We start from the raw sequence: 22100 nt of genomic DNA on the forward strand, positions 1-22100 counted from the left end.
AAAATTCATTGAAGGATGATTAAGCAACAATTTGAAGTTCCGGCCAAATACAGGAAATGGACGTATGGCTTACTGGCCGTTGGCCTGGTAGCATTTTTGGCAGGTTTTTTCTTCCTTGGTCTTAGTAAAGATGAACATGACCAAACCCGGTTTTGGGCCGGGCTGCTGCAAAACAGCCTTTATTTTCTTATGATCTGCAATGCCTGTATGTTCTTCATATGTATCAATATACTCGGGCATAGTAGCTGGCAAACCACTTTCAGAAGAATACCCGAAGCTATTGCCGCGGTGGTGCCGGTTTTTGCTGTAGTATCCATGATCGTATTTATTGGTATTGTTGCAGGTCATCAGCACCACATTTATCACTGGCTTGATAAGGAGGCAGTGGCAACGGACAAGATACTTAGCTGGAAAAAAGGATTTCTTAATCCCACTTTCTTTTTTGTATGGACTGTTCTAACACTGGGCATATGGATATTGGTTGGCAGAAAGATCAAGCAATTATCGCTCCGGGCCGATGCAGGAGAAATAACTGGCGAAGAAGCCCGTAAGTATATATGGAACAATACCGTTTGGGCGGGCATATTTATCGTGTTCTTTGCTTTAACAACCGGATCAACCATTCCCTGGCTGTGGCTCATGAGCATCGATGCGCACTGGTATTCTACCATGTATAGCTGGTATACATTTATGAGTAGCTTTGTGGGTGGGCTGGCGCTGATAGCCCTGTTTGTTATTTTCTTAAAAAACCAGGGTTACTTAGAGCATACTACCCATGAACAATTGCACGATATTGGTAAATACATTTTTGCATTCTCCATATTTTGGGCTTACTTGTGGTTCTCCCAGTTTATGCTTATATGGTATGCTAATATTCCTGAAGAAACGATTTATTTTAAGCCGAGGCTGCAGGGAGTGTACAAAGGCATATTCTGGTTTAACTTTATTATTAACTTCATAGCTCCCATACTCATATTAATGACCAGGGGATCTAAACGGAACTACGCTATTATGACATTTATGGCAATAGCGCTTGTGCTGGGTCACTGGCTCGATTTCTACCAGATGGTTATGCCGGGCGCTATGGGCGATCATTTTAGCCTGGGCTGGTACGAGTGGGGCATGCTGGCTTTTTTTATCGGAATATTGATGTTCTTTACCGGGAGGGCTTTGGCAAAAGCGCCTTTGGTACCAGTATACCATCCGTATTTTAAAGAAAGTTTAATTCATCATACATAGTGTGCAGTAGAAAAGTGCTGATTATTCAAGAATAATTTTTATATAAAATGACTTCCACAGAGTATTTTATTATCATAATAGTGCTGTTAGTATTCATTGTTATTTTTCAGATAGCAAAAGCCAGTGAATACGTATCTGTTTTAAAAGGCGAAAAGAAGGCCTTTGAGCAAAATAACCGTATCAATGCATTTTTGATGCTGGTCTTTTTGGTTGTAGGACTTACCGCTGCCTGGTGGTGTAATAAAGTGTTATATAAAAAAACATTGCTTGGGGTGCCTTCTGCATCCGATCATGGTGAAAATATAGATACCATGATGTGGATTACCCTGGCCATCACCGGTTTGGTATTTATTATTACCCAGGTGCTGCTTTTTTGGTTCGCGTTCCGGTACCAGGCTTCTGAAAAGAGAAAAACATTTTATTATCCGCATAACAATAAGCTGGAATTATTATGGACCGCCGTACCGGCTATTGCATTAACCGTGCTGGTGGCATTTGGACTGTATTACTGGTTTAAGATAACCGGGGACGCGCCAAAAACCGCTATGCAGGTTGAAATTACAGGACACCAGTTTGGGTGGGAATACCGTTACCCGGGGAAGGATAATGTGTTGGGACGCCAGCATTATAAATTAGTGGATCCCGCTAAAAATAACCCGTTAGGGCAGGACTGGAATGATGCGGCTAATCATGATGATCTGCATCCTTCGGAGTTACATTTAATCGTGAATAAACCGGTTCAGTTGGTTATCCGTTCGCAGGATGTTATTCATGATGTGGGGTTACCGCATTTCCGGCTGAAGATGGATGCAGTACCCGGAACGCCTACTACCATGTGGTTTACGCCCAAGTATACAACAGCCGAAATGAAAAAAATAACGGGCAATGAAAACTTTGTATACGAAATTGCCTGCGATCAGATGTGCGGTGTTGGGCATTACTCTATGAGAGGAGTGATTGTTGTAGACACACAGGAAGAATTTGACAAGTGGATGGCAGCACAGAAACCACAGTTTCTTACTGCGCATCCCGATGGCGTTGTTCCTCCCGCGGCAAAGCCTGCGTCTGCGGGAGCCGCATATACGGCAGCGCCACAGGAAACTGCTGTGGCACACGCGGAAGCACACTGATGTTGATTTGAATATATGAAATTGTTGATTAGTAAAATATTTTTGTAATGAGTAACGAAGCTGTAATTCAAACTGGTGTTATCTCGCATGAGGTACATGAACACCAGGGCGCACACCATCATCACGAAACTTTTATATCTAAATATGTATTCAGCCAGGATCATAAAATGATCGCCAAGCAATTTCTGATAACAGGAATGATATGGGCGATTTTAGGCGGGCTGATGTCGGTATTGTTCAGGATCCAGTTAGGATACCCCGAAGCCACGCTTCCCTGGCTGGAAGATATTTTTGGACATTGGGCCAAAGGAGGAAAGATATCGCCTGAGTTTTATTATGCTTTGGGTACCATGCATGGCACTATATTAATATTTTTTGTACTTACGGCTGGGCTGAGCGGCACTTTTGCCAACTTTCTCATCCCTTTCCAGGTAGGTGCAAGAGATATGGCTTCGCCATTTATGAATATGCTTTCCTACTGGTTTTTTGTATTGGCCAGTATTATTATGATGTCTTCCCTGTTTGTTCAAACAGGCCCTGCGGCAGGCGGGTGGACGGTGTATCCTCCGTTAAGTGCACTGGGAGATGCCTCCATAGGGTCTAAAATAGGGATGGATTTGTGGCTGATCAGTATGGCGCTGTTTGTTGTGTCGCAATTGCTGGGAGGACTTAACTATGTGTCTACTATCCTTAATATGCGTACTAAGGGAATGACCATGACAAGGTTACCATTAACCATATGGGCAATTTTCTTTACTGCGATATTAGGGTTGTTATCATTTCCCGTTCTTTTATCCGGCTTTATTCTGTTGCTGTTTGACCGGCACCTGGGTACCAGCTTTTACCTTTCTGATATTGTAATTGCCGGTAAAATTTTACCTAATGAAGGCGGTAGCCCCATATTATACCAGCACCTGTTTTGGTTCCTTGGCCACCCCGAAGTGTACATTATTATATTACCCACCATGGGATTGGTTTCCGAAGTAATGTCTATCAATGCCCGAAAGCCCATTTTTGGGTATATGGCCATGGTGGCTTCTTTATTTGCTATTGCCGTGCTGTCGTTCCTGGTATGGGCGCATCACATGTTTGTAACCGGACTGAATCCATTTTTAGGTTCTGTTTTTGTGCTGCTTACCCTGCTGATAGCCGTACCCTCTGCTATAAAAGTATTTAACTGGCTTACTACCTTATGGCGGGGCAACATCAGGTTTACACCGGGAATGATGTTCTGTATAGGATTTGTAAGCACGTTTATTTCAGGCGGGTTAACCGGCATATATGTAGGCAACTCAACCCTGGATATACATGTACATGATACATATTTTATAATAGCGCATTTTCATATTGTAATGGGTGTTTCCGCCTTTATGGGCATGTTCGCCGGCATTTATCACTGGTTCCCTAAAATGTACGGCAGGTACATGAACAATACCCTGGGCTATATTCATTTCTGGATTACGCTGGCATGCGCCTATATTATATTTTGGCCCATGCACTATGAAGGATTTGCAGGTATGCCGCGCCGTTATTACGATTATTCAAACTGGGAATCGTTCAAGCAGTTTACAGAACTGAACCAGGTGATCAGCTTTGCCGCTATATTATCTTTCCTGGTGCAGTTGCTGTTTTTGTTTAATTTCTTCTATTCTATTTTCAAAGGAAGAAAAGTAACTACGAAAAATCCATGGGGCGCTACCACCCTGGAGTGGACAACACCTATCAGACCGGGACATGGCAACTGGCCTGGCGAAATTCCTGAAGTACACCGCTGGCCCTATGATTATGGAAAAGATGGTGTTGATTTTATTCCGCAAACAGAGCCGGTAACCAAGGATGAATCAAAACACTGATAAATTGGCTGGCGTATATAAAGTGTGTAAGACATAGAGAAAGAGACATAGATTAAAACAGCGTTTTTTGAAGGTAAGGGAAACATACGATGGGGTGCGGCATTCAGCTTCTTTTATAGTAATTGACAAGCTCAAAGACTATATGCTGCTGATAAAATTCACCCTCAACTTTACGGTAGTATTTTCATGTGTGATCAGTTATTTACTGGCGCCGAATATTACGTTTAACTTTTTATCAGTTCTTTTATTATTTACCGGCGGATTGCTTATTACTGGATCTGCCAATGCGATTAATCAGATAACGGAAAAAGACACCGATGCATTGATGAAGCGTACGGCTAAACGCCCTGTTGCCAATGGCAAAATGAGCGTTTCCGAAGCTTCAGTTTTTGCTGCTTTGGCCGGTGTGGCGGGTATACTGATAGTGGGGTACTGGTTTAACTGGACGGCGGCTATGCTGGGCCTATTCAGCCTGTTCCTGTATGGTTTTATATATACCCCTTTAAAAAAAGTGCATTCCGTTTCTGTATTAGTGGGCGCCATTCCGGGAGCATTACCTTGTCTTATTGGCTGGGTGGCGGCTACAGATCAAATGAGCGCCGGCGGATGGGCTTTGTTTGCTATCCAGTTTTTTTGGCAATTCCCGCATTTTTGGGCTATTGCATGGGTAGCGCATAAAGATTATAGTAAGGCAGGGTTTAAGCTGATGCCTTCAGATGCAGGGCCAACAAAATATTCGGCGATACAGGCTGTTATCTATTCGCTTTTAATGATACCGGCGGGTATAATACCCTACCTGATACATATGAGCGGACAGGTTAGCCTGGTTATTATATTGGTAGCTGGTTTATTTATGGTTTGGCAAAGCATACGTTTATACCGGGAGATGAATGTGCAGGCAGCGAGGAGGGTAATGTTTAGTTCTTATATTTATTTGCCGGTAGTGCTGTTAAGCCTACTTGCCGACAAAGTAGCAGGCGTATAGCAGATTTAAACATGGCGCTAATAGCTCACCGCTGAAAGCCGGTAGATAGGGAAAGGTGAGAAGTGAAAAGGAAGAAGTTAGCTTATCGTTAGTATATTTTAGCTGAAAGCTGAACAAGCTATTTATATTGTTAAATGAAACAAGTTATAATGATTGAAATGATGAGTGCGCAGCAAAACAGGATACATCCGTACAAGTTTAATATGTGGCTTGGCCTTGCGGGGATCATTATGATGTTTGCCGGGCTTACCAGCGCTTATATTGTAAAACGGAGCCAGCCGGGCTGGGAAAGTTTTACGCTGCCGCGTATATTTTCTTACTCTACCCTGGTTATACTGGCGAGTAGCGTAACCATTCAGGTAGCTGTAAAAGCATTTAAAGCGCACCGGATGGCTAAATACAGGTTGCTTTTTGCGGTAACCTCGCTTTTAGGTGTCGCATTCGTTGCATTGCAGGTGAGCGGTTTCTATCAGTTTGAGGAATTGGGAATGAAGATGACTGGCATTGGTTCCAATCCGGCATATTCCTTTGTACTGGCTATAGCCGGGTTGCATATTGTGCATGTATTGGGGGGTGTAGTTGCCTTACTGGTAATTTTTTTAAAAGCATTTAGTGCAAAAAAACGCAATTATGATAGTACGCCTGTGGAAATAGTAGCTACCTACTGGCATTTTGTAGATATTCTTTGGGTATACATTTTTATATTTTTTCATTTATTGCACTAACAGGAACAAAACAGAGCATTTATAATAAAATTTAAATTACATGTCAACACACATACCGGCCGGATATAAATGGTGGACGGGGGGGAAGAGCCCTTATAATGTAAGCTATGGAAAACTAATGATGTGGATTTTCCTGGTGAGTGACACCTTTACGTTCGGAGCCTTGCTTATTGCTTACGGCACTATACGGGTAAGCCATAATTACTGGCCCGATCCCAATCATGTTTTTAATACATTCCCGCTCATGGGGGATGCTAACCTGCCGCTGGCTTTTGTGAGCTTAATGACCTTTATCCTGATTATGAGTTCGGTTACGATGGTGCTTGCCGTACACGAAGGACATAAAAGAAATAAGAAAGGTGTGGAAAAATGGTTGCTCTGGACCATTTTGGGCGGCTTCCTGTTTCTGGGTTGCCAGGCCTGGGAATGGACGCACCTCATTACGCATACACATCCGGTTTTAATGGACGGGCAAATACAGGAAATAGGGGCAACCATAAGGCATAATCATTTTGGGCCAATAGTTCCCGGGCTATTTCACAATGGCCACCAGGTTACCTTACCAGGCCCGGTTGGCTTTGGAAATTCCTTTTTTGGAATTACAGGCTTCCATGGGTTTCACGTTTCAATTGGGGTGTTCTTAAACATATTGATGTATTTCTGGACAGTGAATGGACGCTTTGCCCGTTTAGGACATTATGAGATGGTGGAAAAAGTAGGCTTATACTGGCACTTTGTAGACCTGGTATGGGTATTTGTATTTCTTTGTTTTTATCTTATTTAACCGATTTATTGTACTAAAAGCATACGCAACACATGGAACATACAAATCAGTCAATGGCAATTGCGCCCGAAATAACGTTTCAGCACGAGCCGGCCCCTAATACAAAAAGGATATGGAAAACCTTCTGGATATTGCTCATCCTTACTATTGCTGAGCTTGCCCTGGGCTTGTCTCACTACGCTTTTCATGTAGAAGGGTGGTTATTAATGTTTTTGAAAGGAGGCATGATCATTCTTTCCATATGCAAAGCCGTATATATTGTATCTATATTCATGCACCTTGGAGATGAAGTAAGGAACCTTAAGCTTACTATACTGGTACCGTTGTTACTGTTTATATGGTTTATCCTTGCTTTTTTGTGGGACGGTGTGGCATATAAAAACCTGCGCAACAAGTTTAATGTGCCGGCTCCTACCGAGCAGGCAGCGCCTCACGATGTGCAGAAACCCGGAACGCTGAATTAAATGTAGGGAATACTGATCATATTTTTATTTTTATGCCATCGCCCAACCAGCGATGGTTTTTTTGTAGATGTAGCTAAATCTTTTACTATGCGGAGTACTTTTGCACTGCTGTTAAGTGCCTTCCTGCCGGAGAGCTGTTCTTCTACCCGGCAATAGAAAAAGGGTATACGGCAGATGACCAAACCGTTTTTGCCTTACTGGAACGTTTGAAGAAAAATGCGGATGATAAAGACGCGGCAGCTTTACTGCCGGAAGCATACAGGCAGGCGTCTGATGTACGTAAAGCCATGAACAGCAATACCTATAATAATGGGAGTGCCGGTGACCGGTGGATGGAAATTGCCAGCCAGCTCCAGGTGGCTGCGCAAATGTATAGCCAGATCAAATCCATTCCGGCGGCTGCCAAAGTAATTCCTAACCCCTGGAGCCCTACCCTTAAAATACAGGAAGCGAAACAAAAAGCAGCGGAAGAATATTACAACCAGGGGCCGCATGAAGTGGCGCGCTATAGCGGCTACAAGGAGGCTCTGGAGGCTTCGGACCGGAGCCTGATCAATAATACCGGGACGCAGCGTCCGCCATTACGGGAGGAGCTGGCAGAAAGATTAGTAAACAATTGCTACAACCAGTTGCTAAGCAGGATACGGAGCGGCGTAAGTTTTTGAGAAGCTGTTTAAAAGTTGATGGTTCTTTTTCTCGCCACTACTTCCCATTGGGTAGTAATTTTTTTATTTTCCACCACGTAAGCCTTATCGTATAAGGCAACGGTAGGGCATATGTGTACCGGCACGCCGTATAGCACATCACCCGTATGGTAAGAAGAAGCGTTGGGCACACGCAATACAAAGTGTTCCTCGCTTTGCCCTGTGGGTACTGCATCGGGGGCATTCAAAAAGTGAACCCGCGGTAACGGGTTTTCAGCCGCAACAGCTTTATGCCCGAGGTCGGTGCAAATGGTATGCTCATCTACGATGGAAATAACCCTTGTAATTACAAGGGCCGCATAGTCGAAAGCTTCATCCGGGAAAGCATGCTTATATCCCCAGTCGGTAAAAATGAAAGTACCCGGACTGCATTCCACATTTTTCCGGTGGGCATGCGTTGGAAAAGTAGGTGTGCCGCCCATTACCATTTTTAAAGCGCGCTGATGGATTTCTGCTATTTTTTGATGCAGTGCAGCTACCTGCTGAAATCCTTCATCACTATTTTGTTGCCGTGTAGCGGTATCCGTATCGCGTATATGACCGTCATAGCCATGCAAACCAACCAGCTTTACATTTTTCAACGACAGGATAAACGCAACAAGCGGTAAAGCTTTTCCGGGAACAATACCTGTTCTGTTCATCCCGATATTCAGGTCTATAAAAACATTCATTACAATGCCATGCGCCTCAGCCACCTTGCTGATGTGTTTTGCGTTGGCTTCATTATCTGTTAAACAGGCAAAATAAACAGCAGGGTATGCTTTAATAAGGTTCGCAAATCGTTCTGCTTTAGGACCAACAAGCTGGTAAGCCAGCAGTACATCCGGCGCCCCGGTTGTTGCCAGCATTTCGGCTTCCGCAATGGTAGCGCATTTAAACTGGGTTATGCCTTCCTGCAGCATCATGCTGCACACTTCAGCCATTTTATTGGTTTTAACATGCGGCCGCAATATGCTTACATCGCTTACCATGCTTTTTAACAAACGGATATTTTCTTTTACCCGGTCTTTATACAACAGCAATGCCGGGGAATCTACTTTGTCAATATCATCAACCTTATACCATTCATTTGTTGAAGGAATATAATCAGCCATAACCCATTTATTTTATCATACCAGTTCAAATATCGCTTCTATCTCCACCGGTATATTGCCCGGTAAGGAGCCCATGCCTACTGCGCTGCGAACGCCTACGCCATTTTCTTCTCCCCATATGGCCGCAAACAATTCACTGCAGCCGTTAATTACATAAGGTTGCTTTTCAAATTCGGGCGTGCAATTTACCATGCCCAGTACTTTAATTACCCGCTTTATATTGTCGAGGCTACCGATCTGGGCCTTTATGGTTGCCAGCATCGTAAGTCCTACCTGCTTTGCAGCCAGTTTACCCTGTTCCTCATCCATATCTTTTCCAATACGTCCTTTTATAAGGCTTTGGTCTTCCTGCACGGGTCCGTGTCCCGAAAGATAAAGATGGTTACCATCAATGAGGCAGGGTTTGTAAACGCCCATTGGCTTTGGTGCCGGTGGCAGTGTTAATCCTAAACGAACTAATCGTTCTTCGGCAGTTCCGTCTTGCATATCAATACAATTTAGTTCAGCAAATATATTCATCAATTGCGTGATACCCGAAAGGAATAAATCTTTTGTATATTTATAAAGATTTCATTTTTTAGGTGTAGAAAAAAACCTTTGGTATGTATTGTAACTCCCACAGTATAGTTAAAAAAATATGCACGGCGGCAGTGCTGTTCCTTATTGCCCTGCCTGTTTTTGCGCAGGAAATTGGCGCGCAGTTATACAGTTTCAGAAAGCAACTGCCGGGTGACGTGCCCGCTATGCTCGAAAAAATAAGTAAAATGGGCATTAAGGAGCTGGAAGGCGGGGATAGCTATGGGTTACCTGTGGATGAGTTTAAATCACTGTTGAAGAAAAATAACCTGGAAATGGTGAGTGTGGGCGCCGATTTTCAGCAACTGGCCAAAAACCCGCAGGCATCTGTTGATCTGGCTAAAACCTACGGCGCAAAATACGTGGTGGTGTTCTGGATTCCGCATGCAGATGCTTTTACCATTGATGACGCAAAAAATGCGGTTACCGTATTTAATACGGCCGGGAAATTGTTGAAAGAAAATGGTATTGCTTTGTGCTATCATCCGCATGGATATGAATTTGGCGCTTATGGCAAAGGCACCCTGTTTGATTACCTGGCGCAGAATATGAATCCCGCTTATGCGAACTTTGAAATGGATGTATTTTGGGTAAAACATCCCGGTCAGGATCCGGTAGCATTGCTTAAAAAATATCCCAAACGTTTTCCTTTACTGCATCTTAAAGACAGGAAAGCCGGAACAGTGGGCAACCAGAAGGGAGAGGCGGATGTAGAAACCAATGTGGTACTGGGTTCTGGCGATGTGGGCATTGCCGCCATAGTGAAGGCGGCAAAGAAAGCCGGCGTAAAACACTATTTTATTGAAGACGAATCCTCCCGTTCGGTAGAGCAGGTGCCGCTTAGCCTGGCTTACCTGAAGTTGCTGAAATAACCGGGATTTGAAATTTGAAATTGATGATTTGAACAGGCTAATAGGCTTGAGGTAGAATATGTACAGGTTTACTTAACCTGCAACCTGATACTGCAACCTGATACCTGACACCTGATACCTGACACCTGACACCTGACACCTGTAACATCCCTTTCCGTTTTCAAATTTTCACGTTCCTGTATCCGCACCGTTGATGCCGTATTGAACCCTGTTCCTTCCGAAGGTCATATGCCGGGGGGGGCAGAACATAGGTTTTTGAATAGTAGTTGCTTCATGATACCCGGTTTTTAAAATTTAAAAAATACACCGCGAAGAATCGCGGCGTCTCTTGTATACTTAAAACTCCAAAACGGCTTTTATATATTATATTTTTACGGTGATTTGTATTATTCGCAATAACAAAAAAGTTTATTCAGAAAGCTTGCCATATTGTGTTTCCTTCTTCTTCATTTTTAGTTTGGTCGTAACCAGCGCTCCTATTTTTTCTCCCTGCTTTACAGCTACATCAATAGAATTCCGGTAGTGAATGCCGCCATAAAATCGGCTGATACCGGCTTCCGTTGCAGCTTCAAGGGGCGACTGGAAATCCCTGTCCGGCCAACCCCATGCCCTTTCCGTAGTATCGCGGAATGGCAGGCTTTCGCCATTGCCATAAATAGAAGTAAGCACGGTAGCAGCAGCCGTGGAAATGATAGCATGACCGCTGGTATATTCAGGAAAAGGCGGTGTTTGCAATTCAGGCTTCCAGTCCTCATCAATATACTTATTGATATAGGTTTCGGGACGAATAACATTCCATCCGAATTTCATATCCCAGCATGAGATAAATGCATCCATAATGGCAAACGCTACAGCGGTGTAGTGATATATTGTTTCATCAAAATCCACTTTTTTATTTTTGGCTATGATGCCGGTAATGCCCATCCAGTGCCCGCCTGGCGTCATAGCTTTGGTGGCAAACATTACGTGCCCGGCTACATTCATCTTAAACCCGTTGCAATCCCAGAAATCTGCGATGGCTTTTTGCTCAGGACTAAGGTTTTTACCGGTGAGGTATACTTCCTTCACCATTTTATAAAAAGCGCTATTGCTGTCTTTGCTGAAGTGCGGTGGCGGCGGCGCTATGAATTGATTAGCGCTGTCCATAACAATTGTTCTTATTGCCCGCCAATGCGGTTCCACTGCCTGAAAATATCCCGGCGGAGTGGGTACCCATTCGCCTTCATCATCGGGCACGGTATATTTTGCCGCCGAACGGGTTTGAGCATAGTTATCTTTTTTGCTCCATTGCAATACATGCTTTGCAACGGTATCTGCATATTTTACAGAGTTGTTATACATATCGGGGGGCATGCCATGATCTTTCGCCAGTTGATGCAACGAGTCTGTAATAGCAGCGGTAGTTTCCTTGGAAAACGTTAGCGCCTCGCCAATTTGCATAAATGCCAGTGTAGCCGCAAACTGGTATTGAATGGGTGCGCCGGGAGGTGGGGATGGTACGTCTTGCCAGTCTTTCAGTTGCCCGCTCAGCGTGCTGTATTTTGCATTGCCATGTGCCATCACTTCATAAGCCGCCATGTGCGCGTAAGCATAAATTCTGCTGGCTACAGGCGGCGTAAAAATATCGTAGGTAATAACTTCCGTCAACTGGTTGGTTATGTTGCTGTACAAAAGCGGGTTGCTCCATACCGCTTCGTAATCGTTTTTAGTATTACATGCCTGTAATACAATGGCTGCTGCCGCAATGGAACAAATGAACTTCTTCATGTTTTTAATTAGCCTGGTTAATATTTTATTGCGATGTACAATCATCATATAGCGCTGATAAAATGTAATCTTTAGTAGGGATAAAGTGTAAAACATCATATCATCTTATGGGCAAATGGCAGGGTATGCTTTTGTCTATAAGCAAAAAAATATACGGAGTAACAGCGCTCCTGTTTTATAAAAAATCATCGTATGGCCTGTTTGTTACACAAAGGCAGCAGCGCCGGGGTATGATTAATTAACAGGAAACGCGGCATTCAAAATCGGGGGGTTGCCAGGGGGAGGTGGCAGAAAAAGAAAGGAGTGCAGCAGGTGCAGGATGATGATAGACTGCTGCAAGAGTTTCGGTAATGATCTGCCAGTCTTCATTTTCCTGGCAGATATAATCACCGCCTGAAAAATGAAAAGAAAAAGAAGTATGGGATGATTTGCTGTTGGCAGCGTCCTTTTGAAGATCGTTGACCAGGCTGAAGAATGCGTCACGGGCTGTGCTGATCTTTATTTTTATATGGTTCGGTATGCACAGGAGAACGAGTGAATCGTTGAATATTTTGCGTTTTACATACTTGTAATGCACGCCATCAATATCTATTTCGCCATCATATCTTTCAAAATCGTTCCAGTTGCTGTGGTAAGGAAGATGTATGGGAATTTTTATTTCTACCAGGTCCTTTTCGTCATATTGCCGCTGATCTAATTGTACTTCCAGTTTTGCATTTTGCTGTACTTCCCAATATTGCAGTAAAGTGCTGTAACCAAAAAGGTTAAAGAGAAAGATCAATAGCAGGGATATAGCAGTTAACCGGCGTAAAATCAATGCAGTTATTTTTAATAAAAAATAAAAGATATTGCAATATAAATCTATTTCATTAAAAAAAGAACATGTTTATATAACATGCTTCTTATGAGTGCTGTGCCAAATGCAAAATGTGAAACGTGAGAAGTGGTAAATAGCGGGAGGTGAGATACACTATTGCCGGTTCACCTCTATCTCCCGCCTGAATGCCAGCCCGAAAGAATCATTCTGGCGGGCGCTCACTTTTCGCAATAGCATACACACATCATTTGCCTGGCTTAACATGAGCAGTTCTTATTTAGCGGCAATTACGCTGATCTCTACATTTACGTTTTTAGGTAATCCTTTAACTGCCACTGTTTCCCTTGCCGGAAAATTGCCCGAAAAATAGTTGCCATATACTTCGTTCACTATGGTAAATAAGCTCATATCCGACAAAAAAATAGTTGTTTTTACTACATGCTCAAAGTTAAGTCCGGCCTCGCTCAAAATGGCTGCTATGTTTTGCATTACCTGTGTTGTTTCGGCCCCGGCGTCTTTTGCGTCAATATTACCCGTTGCAGGGTTAATGGCTATTTGACCCGAAACGAATAACAGGTTGCCTGTCATTACCGACTGGCTGTAAGGTCCGATAGGGGCAGGCGCGTTTTGTGAATTAAGAACAGTTTTATCCATATGTATATAAGTATAAATGCAAAGAATGGTAGAAGTGCGAAGTTACTTAATCAGCCCAATGCCTGCTGGTTTGGGATTCGGCTTTGAATTTTGCTTTTTATTTTTCTTTTGTGATTTGTTTCCTGGTTCTTTATACTCCCTTCGGATTTCTAAATTCCGGTTTCGGGCTTTTAAACTTATTTTTGACAAACGCTAAAAAGTTGAATTAAATGGCCCTTTTGTTACATATTGATACTGCATTGGAAAAGGCCTTCGTGGGGTTGTCGCGGGATGGCGCATTATTGATGGAACTGAGTAATCCGGTGCAGTACGATCATGCCGCTTTTGTGCAGCCGGCTATACAGCAAATACTAAGCGATTTGCCTGTTGATATTAATGATATTGATGCGGTTGGCGTAATCAGCGGACCGGGCTCTTACACGGGTTTACGGGTGGGTATGGCCAGCGCCAAAGGAATTTGTTATGCGCTCGGTAAGCCATTGCTGGCAGTAAGTACGCTTGAAGTAATGGCCGCGGCGGCCATTGAGGCATTTCCCGGCTTTGATGCTTACGCCCCGATGATTGACGCGCGGCGGAATGAAGTGTATACAGCAGTATATAACCCGCACAGGGAAGTGGTATTATCTCCCCACGCAGCAACACTTTCCGGGGATTTATTTGCACAGGCGGCGGAGTATAAAAAAATCCTTTGTTCCGGCAGTGGAGCATCTAAATGGGAAGCTATGCCTGCGGTTAATGAAAATGCCTGTTTTGAAAAGGTAGATTATAGTGGTATTCACCTGTCAGCGCTTTTGTTTAACTCCTTTAAAAACAATGACTTTTGCAACCTGGCGTATACAGAACCGCTATATGTAAAAGACTTCTATTTTGCAGGATCTGAAAAGGCGAAATAGCACCCTATACATTTTTATTACTTTAACATGTGGGAGGGCGTTATTTGTGTTTTCGGTTATATCTTTGCAGTTGATATATTAATGATTAAATTTTAAAGTTATTATTCCTATGACAGGCCTTACAAATCCATACACAATGGTATTGAACGGATCGGCGCAGGAGAATGCATCCGAATTGCGGATTGACTTTCTCAATGTTAAAAAAGCCGCGCTTATTTTAAGGGCGCTCAATCACAAGTTGAGGCAGCAAATGATTCAGTTACTGGATGAAAAACAAAAAATGACGGTTACTGAATTATATGTGCAGTTAAGGCTTGAGCAATCGGTTGCTTCGCAGCATCTGGCCATCTTAAGAAGAGCAGGCATGGTAAGTACTACCCGGGAGGGAAAGTTTATTTACTACGCTGTGAATCATAAGCGTTTAGCCGAAATATACCATTTTGTTGAGCAATTATTAGGTTAATTCTTGTTGCTTTACTATAAACGGTTGATGTACCATTATCATCAACCGTTTTTATTTAAACACATTTTAAACTACGCTGTCTGAAATGTTGTACCCACACCGTAATGCTTTTACTCCCCGGCAATTAAGTGAACTGCTCGGAGATAATGACCATTTTATAGTGGTTGATACCCGCAGTGCCGCCACCTTTACAGAAGGGTTTATACCTGGCTCTCTTTTTATGGGGTTTGACGGACCCATTATAGAATGGGCTGTTAACCTGTTGCCCGCCGGTAAAAAAATTGTATTAATTACTCCTGCGGGAAAAGAAGAAGTTTGTGCAGGACTGCTGGCAGATGCCGGGTTTATGAATGTGGCCGGTTACTTAGAAGGCGGGTTTGAAGCATGGAAAGATTCCGGGGGAGCCATTGATATGATCATTGATGTGGATGCCGGGGAGCTGGCAATGGACATTCCCTTTGATGAAAACCTGGTAGTAGTAGATGTACGCCGGCCGGTAGAATATGCGGACGGCCATGTACAGGACGCTCTACATATTCCCCTGATTGACATGAAAGACCCGGGCAATATCGCCCATCTTAATGAAAGAGACAATCTGTACCTGTATTGCGCCGGAGGATACCGGAGTGTTATTGCCGCTTCGCTGCTTAAAATACAGGGCTATAATAACCTGCGTAATGTTACCGGTGGATGGGAGTCTATAAAACATACCAAAGGAATTACCATTGTAAAAGACAGCAGCGCGTTGAATTGAGTTAGGTGTCAGGTGTTAGGTATCAGCCGATGGCTAAAGTATACTAATGATGAACTGGTAGTTCCTTCTTTCACTTCTCACCCTTCCCTGCAACCTGTAACCTGCAACTCATTCTGCTCCCAGCCCGCCTTTACCTTTGTATAATTTTATCGGCCCGTCTAATTTTACTTCAAGCACCGTCATATAACCATCGGTAGCCGTGCCCGGAATTTCGTCAATGTATACCAAACCCGGCACCGGGCTCCACGATATTTTACCCACAATTTTATGGCTTAGCAACTGGTCTGCTCCTACCACTTTAATGCTTTGAATGGCATTGTACAATCCTTTGATCACTAATTTACCCCTGTTAAGGGCAGGTACAAAAAGATAAAGGGTGGAGGAATCTTTTGATATGGTACTTGGCCCATAAAAATAGCCTGGCGGCATACCGGCCTCCGTGTTAAAAATGGCTTCTTCGTGTTTGTGCGTCCAGTTGCCCAGTTCTTTTAATAAGTGCACCTGTTCCGTGGGTATCCAGCCATCTTCCCGTGGTCCAATGTCAAACAACAGGTTACCGCCATTGCTGATCACATCGGCAAAAATGGTAATCAGTTCATAAGGCGTTTTATAAGCGCTGTCATCCGGGTGGTATCCCCAGTTGTTGTTAGACGTCATGCAAAGTTCCCATGGGTTAAGCGAAGGGCGGGTAATCGGAAAATTTTGTTCAGGTGTTTCATAATCGCCATAACCGGCCAGCCGCCCGTTAATAATAGCGTTGGGGTTATGTGCAAGGATCATTTTTCTTACTTTTTGCGCCTGCCATTCGGCGGCGCTGTGTTCCCAATCGCCATCAAACCAAAACAGATCCGGGTTAAATTGTGTGCTGAGTTCTTTTATTTGTGACTGGTAAAATACCAGGTACCTGTTCCATCTTGAGGAGTCATTTTTTACCTGGTAGCGGCTGCTGTCCTTTAAAAACCCGGGGTAATCCTGATGGCTCCAGTCTAATATGGAAAAGTAGACCCCGGTTTTAAGTCCGGCATTTCGTAATGCGGCAAAAAAAGGTGTAATCACATCTTTCCTGGCGGGGGTAAGTTTAGCCGTACTCATATTGTTGGCTTTGGTATCCCATAAAGCAATGCCATCATGATGTTTGGTAGTTATTACCGCATACCTGGCGCCCGATTCTTTAATCAGTTGCGCCCATGCGTCCGGATTATAGTTTTTGGCGGTAAAGCCATTCAGTTGCTTCATATAGTCGGCATACGGCATCTTTTTGTTATGAAACGCCCAGCTTTCATCTACGCCGTTTACGGAATAAATGCCCCAATGGATGAATATGCCCAGTTTGGCGTCTTTAAACCATTGCATCTTGGCAGCGTTATCATTGGCATGGGGTTGCCCCTGCGCGTAAAAGCCGGTTAAGAGCAGGAGCAGCGCGTAAAAAAGTGAACGTATCATAGCTATATTGATTTTTTATATACTCTGTGAAGCAAATATCTTTCATTTTGCCGGAGATGAAATAGGAAAATTGGACTGGGGTTCTAGTTATTTTAAAAATTTATTAAAAACATTTTGTTTTTTTTGATAAAGTTTACTTTCTTTAACGTTTAATTCACAAAAAGTTAACCTTATTTTAAATAAAATGGCTGGTAAGACTCAATTATATAGGAAAAGAATAGTGAATCATCTTTATTTTTCCAAGATGCTTTCCTGTGCAGAAGTGAGTATGAAAATTGAAAAAAGTCTTTCTCTGACCACAAAGATATTAAATGAGCTGGTGGAGGAAGGATTTGTGGTGGAAACGGGGCATGCTCCTTCCAGTGGCGGCAGGCGGGCACAAATGTATGCGCTTAGGCCCGATATTATGTATACCGTATCGGTTGCCATGGATCAGTTTATTACCCGTATAGTAATAATGGACATGCAAAACAGGCATATTGGACAAATGGAGCGCTTTGAATTAAATATAGCCAATAATCCCGGGGCGCTGGACATTATTGCCGACAAGATCAGCGGCATGATAGAGCAGTCGGGCATAGCAAAAAATAAAATTGCGGGTATTGGTATTAGCATGCCCGGGTTTGTAGATGCCAGGGGAGGTGTAAATCATTCCTTTCTTGCAAACCGTCAGGGAACCATTACCGCTTTTGTTGAAAGCAAAACCGGTGTTCCCACTTTCATTGATAACGATTCAAGCCTCATTGCGCTGGCTGAGCTGAAGTTTGGCGCTGCCCGTAATAAAAAGAACGTAATGGTCATTAATGTGGGTTGGGGCATTGGTTTGGGTATGGTATTAAATAACGCGTTATTCAGGGGCGATGACGGTTTTGCGGGGGAGTTCAGCCATATCCCGCTTTTTCAGAATGGTAAGCTGTGCAGTTGTGGCAAAAGCGGATGTTTGGAAACCGAAGCTTCCTTAACGGCGGTAATAGAAAAAGCGCTGGAAGGGTTATCATCCGGCAGCACTTCAGTTTTAAAAAAGGCTGCGCTTGAGTTCCTTAGTCCGGAAGATGCGGGGGATGCTATTATTGACGCTGCGGCAAAAGGCGATCGTTTTGCGGTTGAACTGCTGTCGGAGGCTGGTTATAATATTGGCCGTGGTATTGCTATTTTAATTCACCTGTTAAACCCGGGATTGGTAGTGCTGAGCGGCAGAGGGGCTTCTTCCGGCAAAATATTACAGGCCCCTATTCAGCAGGCATTAAATGAGCATTGTATTCCACGGCTTGCTGCAAATACCGAAATTATAATATCCGACCTGGGGCATGAAGCCCAGCTTATAGGCAGCGCGGCCCTGGTAATGGAGAAATATGAGAAAGGAATAACACGTAAAAATAAGATCCAGGAAGCTGCCTGAGAGGAACCCTTAAACAAGATTTACAACTAAAACTAGCAATGATGAAATCAAATGTTATGCGCCTCTTGTTAATGCTTTTTATAGTATTATCGGGAGCTTATGCTTTTGCACAGCAAAGGAAAACGGTTTCCGGAACCGTGTCAGATGAAAGCGGGGCAGCGTTGCCCGGCGTATCGGTTGCTCCAAAAGGCGCAACTGCCCTTACAGCTACAGATGGAGATGGACATTTTAGTGTATCATTAACGGCTTCTCAAAATGTACTGGTATTTTCTTCAGTAGGATATGAAACCATGGAAGTAACAGTGGGAACGCAAACCACTTTATCGGTAATACTTAAACCAAGTTTTAAGGAAAATGAAGCGGTTGTGGTAACAGCATTGGGTGTAGCCAAACAAAAAAGGCAGTTAGGGTATTCCGTAACAGAAGTTAAAGGAGCTGAGTTGTCAAAAACAAACGAAATAAATCCTATTAATGCTTTACAGGGCAGGGTTGCAGGCGTACAGATTGATATGGGGGGAGCCGGAGGCCTTATGTCTAACTCCAAGATTGTTATCCGTGGTAACTCAACTTTAGGGAAAAACAATCAACCTATTTTTGTTATTGATGGCGTAATAATGGACAATGATATATTCAGTGGAAGCGGACGCGATTTTGGTAACGACCTGAAGAACCTGAATATGGAAGACTTTGAAAGCGTATCTGTATTAAAAGGTTCGGCTGCTGCAGCCCTGTACGGAACAAGGGCGGTGAACGGGGTTATTTTAATTACTACGAAAAAGGGCAAGCAACGAAATGGTATTGGTGTAACCGTTAACCAGTCGCTGAACATAACTGATCCCTATTCGGGGCCAAAGTTTCAAAACGAATTTGGTGGAGGAACTGTTGGCGATTTCTTTACCGATACCAGAGACCAGAATTACAAAGCCAATGAAAGGTGGACGACAAAAGTATTTCCAACTGATCCTGTTTCCGGCTTGCCATATATTGACAGGGGGATTGGTCGTGAGCTGGAAAACTGGGGCCCGCGTATGCTGGGGCAGGATGTAATTAATTACGATGGAACGCCTACCAAATATCTTCCGCAGCCTAACAATTTTTTAGATGCTTTTCAAACAGGTGCTGGGTATAATACTAACGTGGCTATTGACGGTGGAACAGAGAAGTCAACTTTTCGTTTATCCTACAACCGCAACGAGGCAGAAGGTGTAGTAAGCAACAACAAATTTGCAAAAAATGCTTTTGACCTTCGGGTTACACATCAGTTCACAAAGTTTCTTGAAGTCGATATGAGTGCGGCATATACCGATTTTAATGGCAAAAACCCACCCCGCCTGGGCGGATTGGATGCATTTGCTTCTTACAACTTTGGAAAATTATATTCCTGGATGATGCCGCGTAATTATGATACCAAGTACTGGTCGCAACAGGAGCATTATACCAGCCAGTTTGGGGGCGCGCCTAACCCGGGCAATAACGCTGAAACCAATCTTGCGCCTGAAACAAGATTCTGGTTCTCTCTTTACGAAAACAATTATTTTCAAAAAGAACAGTTGCTCAGAGGGCGTGTAGCGTTTACCGTTACATTAACAGATTGGGCTAAGTTGATACTGGAAGGAAATATCAACAATATATATACGCGTAACGAAACAAAAGAACTTGGACAAGGGCTTAATTTTTCTGGCGGCGCTTATGCACTTAACTTTCAAACCAAGGAAAGTAATATGCAGAAATGGATGCTGATGATGAACAAGGATATTAACCCCGATCTTACAATCAGTGGTTATATAGGTGGAGAAGCGCAGCGCTATAAAACCACTTTCGAAAATAGCGCTACAGATGGAGGTTTAAGTTACCCGGGCAATTATTTCATAGCCAACTCTGTTAACAAACCTGTTACCACTGCAGGCATTAGAAATCGCAGAACGTTTAATTCATTATATACCAGCGCCGACATTGGTTATAAAAACATGTTATTCCTCCAGGCAACCTGGCGCGGTGACTGGTCGTCTGCGCTAACCTATTCCAATGGAACAGGAAATAATTTTTATAACTATCCTGCTGCAAGTTTATCATGGATATTTACGGAGACTTTTAAAAGTAGTCTGCCTTCGTGGATAACCTTTGGTAAGTTAAGAGGCAATTTAGCGGCTCTGGGTGGCGATACTGATCCATTTAAAATTAATCCTGGATTTGCTTTTAACGGATATAGTAACGCAAACGGACAAACCATTCCCTTGTCGACTTACAGTACAAGTTCCGTATTACAACCCAATCTTAAACCTCAGCGAAAAATTTCAAAAGAGCTGGGTTTAGAAATGCGTTTCCTGGAAAACAGGCTTGGTTTAGATGTAAGCATATATCAGGACAATACAAAAAATCAATTATTAGACATTGGAACTCCAACCGAATCAGGTGTAAGCACCATCTTTATTAATGCGGGAAATATACAGAACAAGGGTATTGAAATTTCTTTAGATGCCACTCCGCTAAGAATAAAGAACTTTAGCTGGAACACCGCGTTGAATTATGCTGTTAACAGAAATATGATCGTAGACTTGTATCCCGGGAGGACCGAGTATAACCTAGGAGCAAATATAGGGGAGATCAGCACCTGGGCGGTTGTAGGTAAGTCCTATGGAACCTTGCGTTCTCAAATTAACTCAACTGCTTTTCAGGCGGTGGACGGAAACGGCAAACCGGTAGATGATCCCCGTAACGGCCTTCCTATTCTACAATGGCGCAGCGATTCAAGAACCGCGTTTCCTAACAGAAGTAATGTATGGCAGGATGTGGGAGATATTAATGCGAAGTTCCGAGCAGGATGGGACAATACTTTTAACTATAAAAACTTTAGCCTGAATGTATTATTTGATGCTAAAATAGGCGGCGATTTTGTTTTACTCAGTTATCGTTATGGCACGCACACAGGGGTGTTTCCTAATTCTCTTCCTGGCAGAGATGCTAAAAACGGAGGAATTGAATGGACATCTCAGTATGCCAATGACGGAGGCACTTATGATGATGGCATAATACCCGAGGGTGTTTTTAAACCAGGACAAATGGTTGATAAACCGGGAGGCGGACAAGCGGATGTAGGCGGTATGACTTACCAGCAGGCTTATGACCAGGGATTGGTTGAACCTTCGCATCTTCCTCAGTTCTATTATCGTTATGGTTCTTCTTCAACAGGCGTTTCTGATTACTGGGTTTTAAAAAATTCATGGATATCGCTGCGCCAGGTAGCTGTTTCATATCGGTTCCCATCTAAGCTTTACGAAAAATTAAAGTTGAATGCTTTGTCATTATCTGTTGTTGGGCGCGACCTGTTGTATTTACATAATACATTGCCTTACAATTTTAATCCGGCTTCAAATAATTCAAATAATACCGCTTATTCAGGTGAGGAAGGGTTTTTGCCAATGATGCGTTCATTTGTATTTACGCTCAGGGCTTCATTTTAATGAAATTGTTTTTTTTATTTAAT

At 43.3% G+C, this 22100-nt stretch carries 20 protein-coding genes; 14 read left to right on the plus strand and 6 right to left on the minus strand.

The features are described from left to right. Nucleotides 1-15: 15 nt before the first annotated feature. From VL121_RS17970 to VL121_RS18005, 8 genes are all read left to right on the plus strand, one after another. On the plus strand, nucleotides 16-1239 hold the full coding sequence (locus VL121_RS17970; protein ID WP_325407938.1) for a quinol:cytochrome C oxidoreductase: 1224 nt from the start codon (nucleotides 16-18) through the stop codon (nucleotides 1237-1239). Nucleotides 1240-1286: 47 nt separating this feature from the next. Further along, a complete protein-coding gene (locus tag VL121_RS17975) occupies nucleotides 1287-2369 on the plus strand; it encodes a cytochrome c oxidase subunit II (protein ID WP_325407940.1) in 1083 nt (360 codons plus the stop codon). 47 nt (nucleotides 2370-2416) lie between these two features. Next, a complete protein-coding gene (locus VL121_RS17980) occupies nucleotides 2417-4222 on the plus strand; it encodes a cytochrome c oxidase subunit I (protein WP_325407942.1) in 1806 nt (601 codons plus the stop codon). A gap of 67 nt (nucleotides 4223-4289) precedes the next feature. After that, on the plus strand, nucleotides 4290-5207 hold the full coding sequence (cyoE, locus tag VL121_RS17985; RefSeq protein WP_325407944.1) for a heme o synthase: 918 nt from the start codon (nucleotides 4290-4292) through the stop codon (nucleotides 5205-5207). A gap of 134 nt (nucleotides 5208-5341) precedes the next feature. Further along, nucleotides 5342-5932 (plus strand): cytochrome c oxidase subunit 3, encoded by a 591-nt coding sequence (locus tag VL121_RS17990; protein WP_325407946.1) that lies wholly within the window; start codon nucleotides 5342-5344, stop codon nucleotides 5930-5932. Nucleotides 5933-5972: 40 nt separating this feature from the next. Continuing rightward, a complete protein-coding gene (locus VL121_RS17995) occupies nucleotides 5973-6716 on the plus strand; it encodes a cytochrome c oxidase subunit 3 (RefSeq protein WP_325407948.1) in 744 nt (247 codons plus the stop codon). A gap of 32 nt (nucleotides 6717-6748) precedes the next feature. Then, nucleotides 6749-7180, plus strand: a complete 432-nt coding sequence (locus tag VL121_RS18000; protein ID WP_325407950.1) for a cytochrome C oxidase subunit IV family protein — start codon at nucleotides 6749-6751, stop codon at nucleotides 7178-7180. Between the two features lie 206 nt (nucleotides 7181-7386). Then, nucleotides 7387-7845 carry a hypothetical protein gene (locus VL121_RS18005; protein ID WP_325407952.1) on the plus strand — a complete coding sequence of 153 codons (459 nt, stop codon included), beginning with the start codon at nucleotides 7387-7389 and terminating at the stop codon, nucleotides 7843-7845. Nucleotides 7846-7853: 8 nt separating this feature from the next. On the opposite strand, the gene VL121_RS18010 is transcribed toward VL121_RS18005, so the two are convergent. Both VL121_RS18010 and VL121_RS18015 read right to left on the minus strand, forming a co-directional pair. Continuing rightward, entirely contained in the window at nucleotides 7854-8978 is a 1125-nt protein-coding gene (locus VL121_RS18010; protein ID WP_325407954.1) for a D-TA family PLP-dependent enzyme, read from the minus strand. A gap of 15 nt (nucleotides 8979-8993) precedes the next feature. Continuing rightward, the gene (locus tag VL121_RS18015; protein ID WP_325407956.1) at nucleotides 8994-9464 is read right to left on the minus strand and encodes a RidA family protein; all 471 of its coding nucleotides are present in this window, start codon (nucleotides 9462-9464) and stop codon (nucleotides 8994-8996) included. 116 nt (nucleotides 9465-9580) lie between these two features. Between VL121_RS18015 and VL121_RS18020 the strand changes: the two genes are divergently transcribed. Beyond that, entirely contained in the window at nucleotides 9581-10426 is an 846-nt protein-coding gene (locus VL121_RS18020) for a sugar phosphate isomerase/epimerase family protein (RefSeq protein ID WP_325407958.1), read from the plus strand. A gap of 408 nt (nucleotides 10427-10834) precedes the next feature. On the opposite strand, the gene VL121_RS18025 is transcribed toward VL121_RS18020, so the two are convergent. The 3 genes from VL121_RS18025 to VL121_RS18035 all read right to left on the minus strand — a co-directional run bounded on the left by VL121_RS18025 (nucleotide 10835) and on the right by VL121_RS18035 (nucleotide 13664). Next, the gene (locus tag VL121_RS18025) at nucleotides 10835-12241 is read right to left on the minus strand and encodes a vanadium-dependent haloperoxidase (RefSeq protein WP_325407960.1); all 1407 of its coding nucleotides are present in this window, start codon (nucleotides 12239-12241) and stop codon (nucleotides 10835-10837) included. A 190-nt stretch (nucleotides 12242-12431) separates the two neighbouring features. Next, entirely contained in the window at nucleotides 12432-13010 is a 579-nt protein-coding gene (locus VL121_RS18030; protein ID WP_325407962.1) for a hypothetical protein, read from the minus strand. A gap of 273 nt (nucleotides 13011-13283) precedes the next feature. Next, nucleotides 13284-13664, minus strand: a complete 381-nt coding sequence (locus tag VL121_RS18035) for a Rid family detoxifying hydrolase (RefSeq protein ID WP_325407964.1) — start codon at nucleotides 13662-13664, stop codon at nucleotides 13284-13286. A gap of 209 nt (nucleotides 13665-13873) precedes the next feature. Here VL121_RS18035 and tsaB point away from each other — a divergent pair, with 209 nt between their 5' ends. From tsaB to VL121_RS18050, 3 genes are all read left to right on the plus strand, one after another. Continuing rightward, on the plus strand, nucleotides 13874-14557 hold the full coding sequence (gene tsaB, locus VL121_RS18040; protein WP_325407966.1) for a tRNA (adenosine(37)-N6)-threonylcarbamoyltransferase complex dimerization subunit type 1 TsaB: 684 nt from the start codon (nucleotides 13874-13876) through the stop codon (nucleotides 14555-14557). 109 nt (nucleotides 14558-14666) lie between these two features. Next, nucleotides 14667-15020, plus strand: a complete 354-nt coding sequence (locus tag VL121_RS18045) for an ArsR/SmtB family transcription factor (RefSeq protein WP_325407968.1) — start codon at nucleotides 14667-14669, stop codon at nucleotides 15018-15020. An 85-nt stretch (nucleotides 15021-15105) separates the two neighbouring features. Next, the gene (locus VL121_RS18050; RefSeq protein ID WP_325407970.1) at nucleotides 15106-15774 is read left to right on the plus strand and encodes a rhodanese-like domain-containing protein; all 669 of its coding nucleotides are present in this window, start codon (nucleotides 15106-15108) and stop codon (nucleotides 15772-15774) included. Nucleotides 15775-15882: 108 nt separating this feature from the next. On the opposite strand, the gene VL121_RS18055 is transcribed toward VL121_RS18050, so the two are convergent. Beyond that, nucleotides 15883-17217, minus strand: coding sequence for an alpha-L-fucosidase (locus VL121_RS18055; protein WP_325407972.1), 1335 nt, complete (start codon nucleotides 17215-17217; stop codon nucleotides 15883-15885). A 184-nt stretch (nucleotides 17218-17401) separates the two neighbouring features. On the opposite strand from VL121_RS18055, the gene VL121_RS18060 reads away from it, so the two are divergent. After that, on the plus strand, nucleotides 17402-18616 hold the full coding sequence (locus tag VL121_RS18060) for an ROK family protein (RefSeq protein ID WP_325407974.1): 1215 nt from the start codon (nucleotides 17402-17404) through the stop codon (nucleotides 18614-18616). Between the two features lie 56 nt (nucleotides 18617-18672). Further along, nucleotides 18673-22077, plus strand: a complete 3405-nt coding sequence (locus tag VL121_RS18065) for a SusC/RagA family TonB-linked outer membrane protein (RefSeq protein WP_325407976.1) — start codon at nucleotides 18673-18675, stop codon at nucleotides 22075-22077. Nucleotides 22078-22100: the final 23 nt, after the last annotated feature.

It is taken from the genome of Agriterribacter sp. (assembly GCF_035497235.1).
In the GTDB taxonomy this organism is placed as follows: Bacteria; Bacteroidota; Bacteroidia; order Chitinophagales; family Chitinophagaceae; genus Agriterribacter.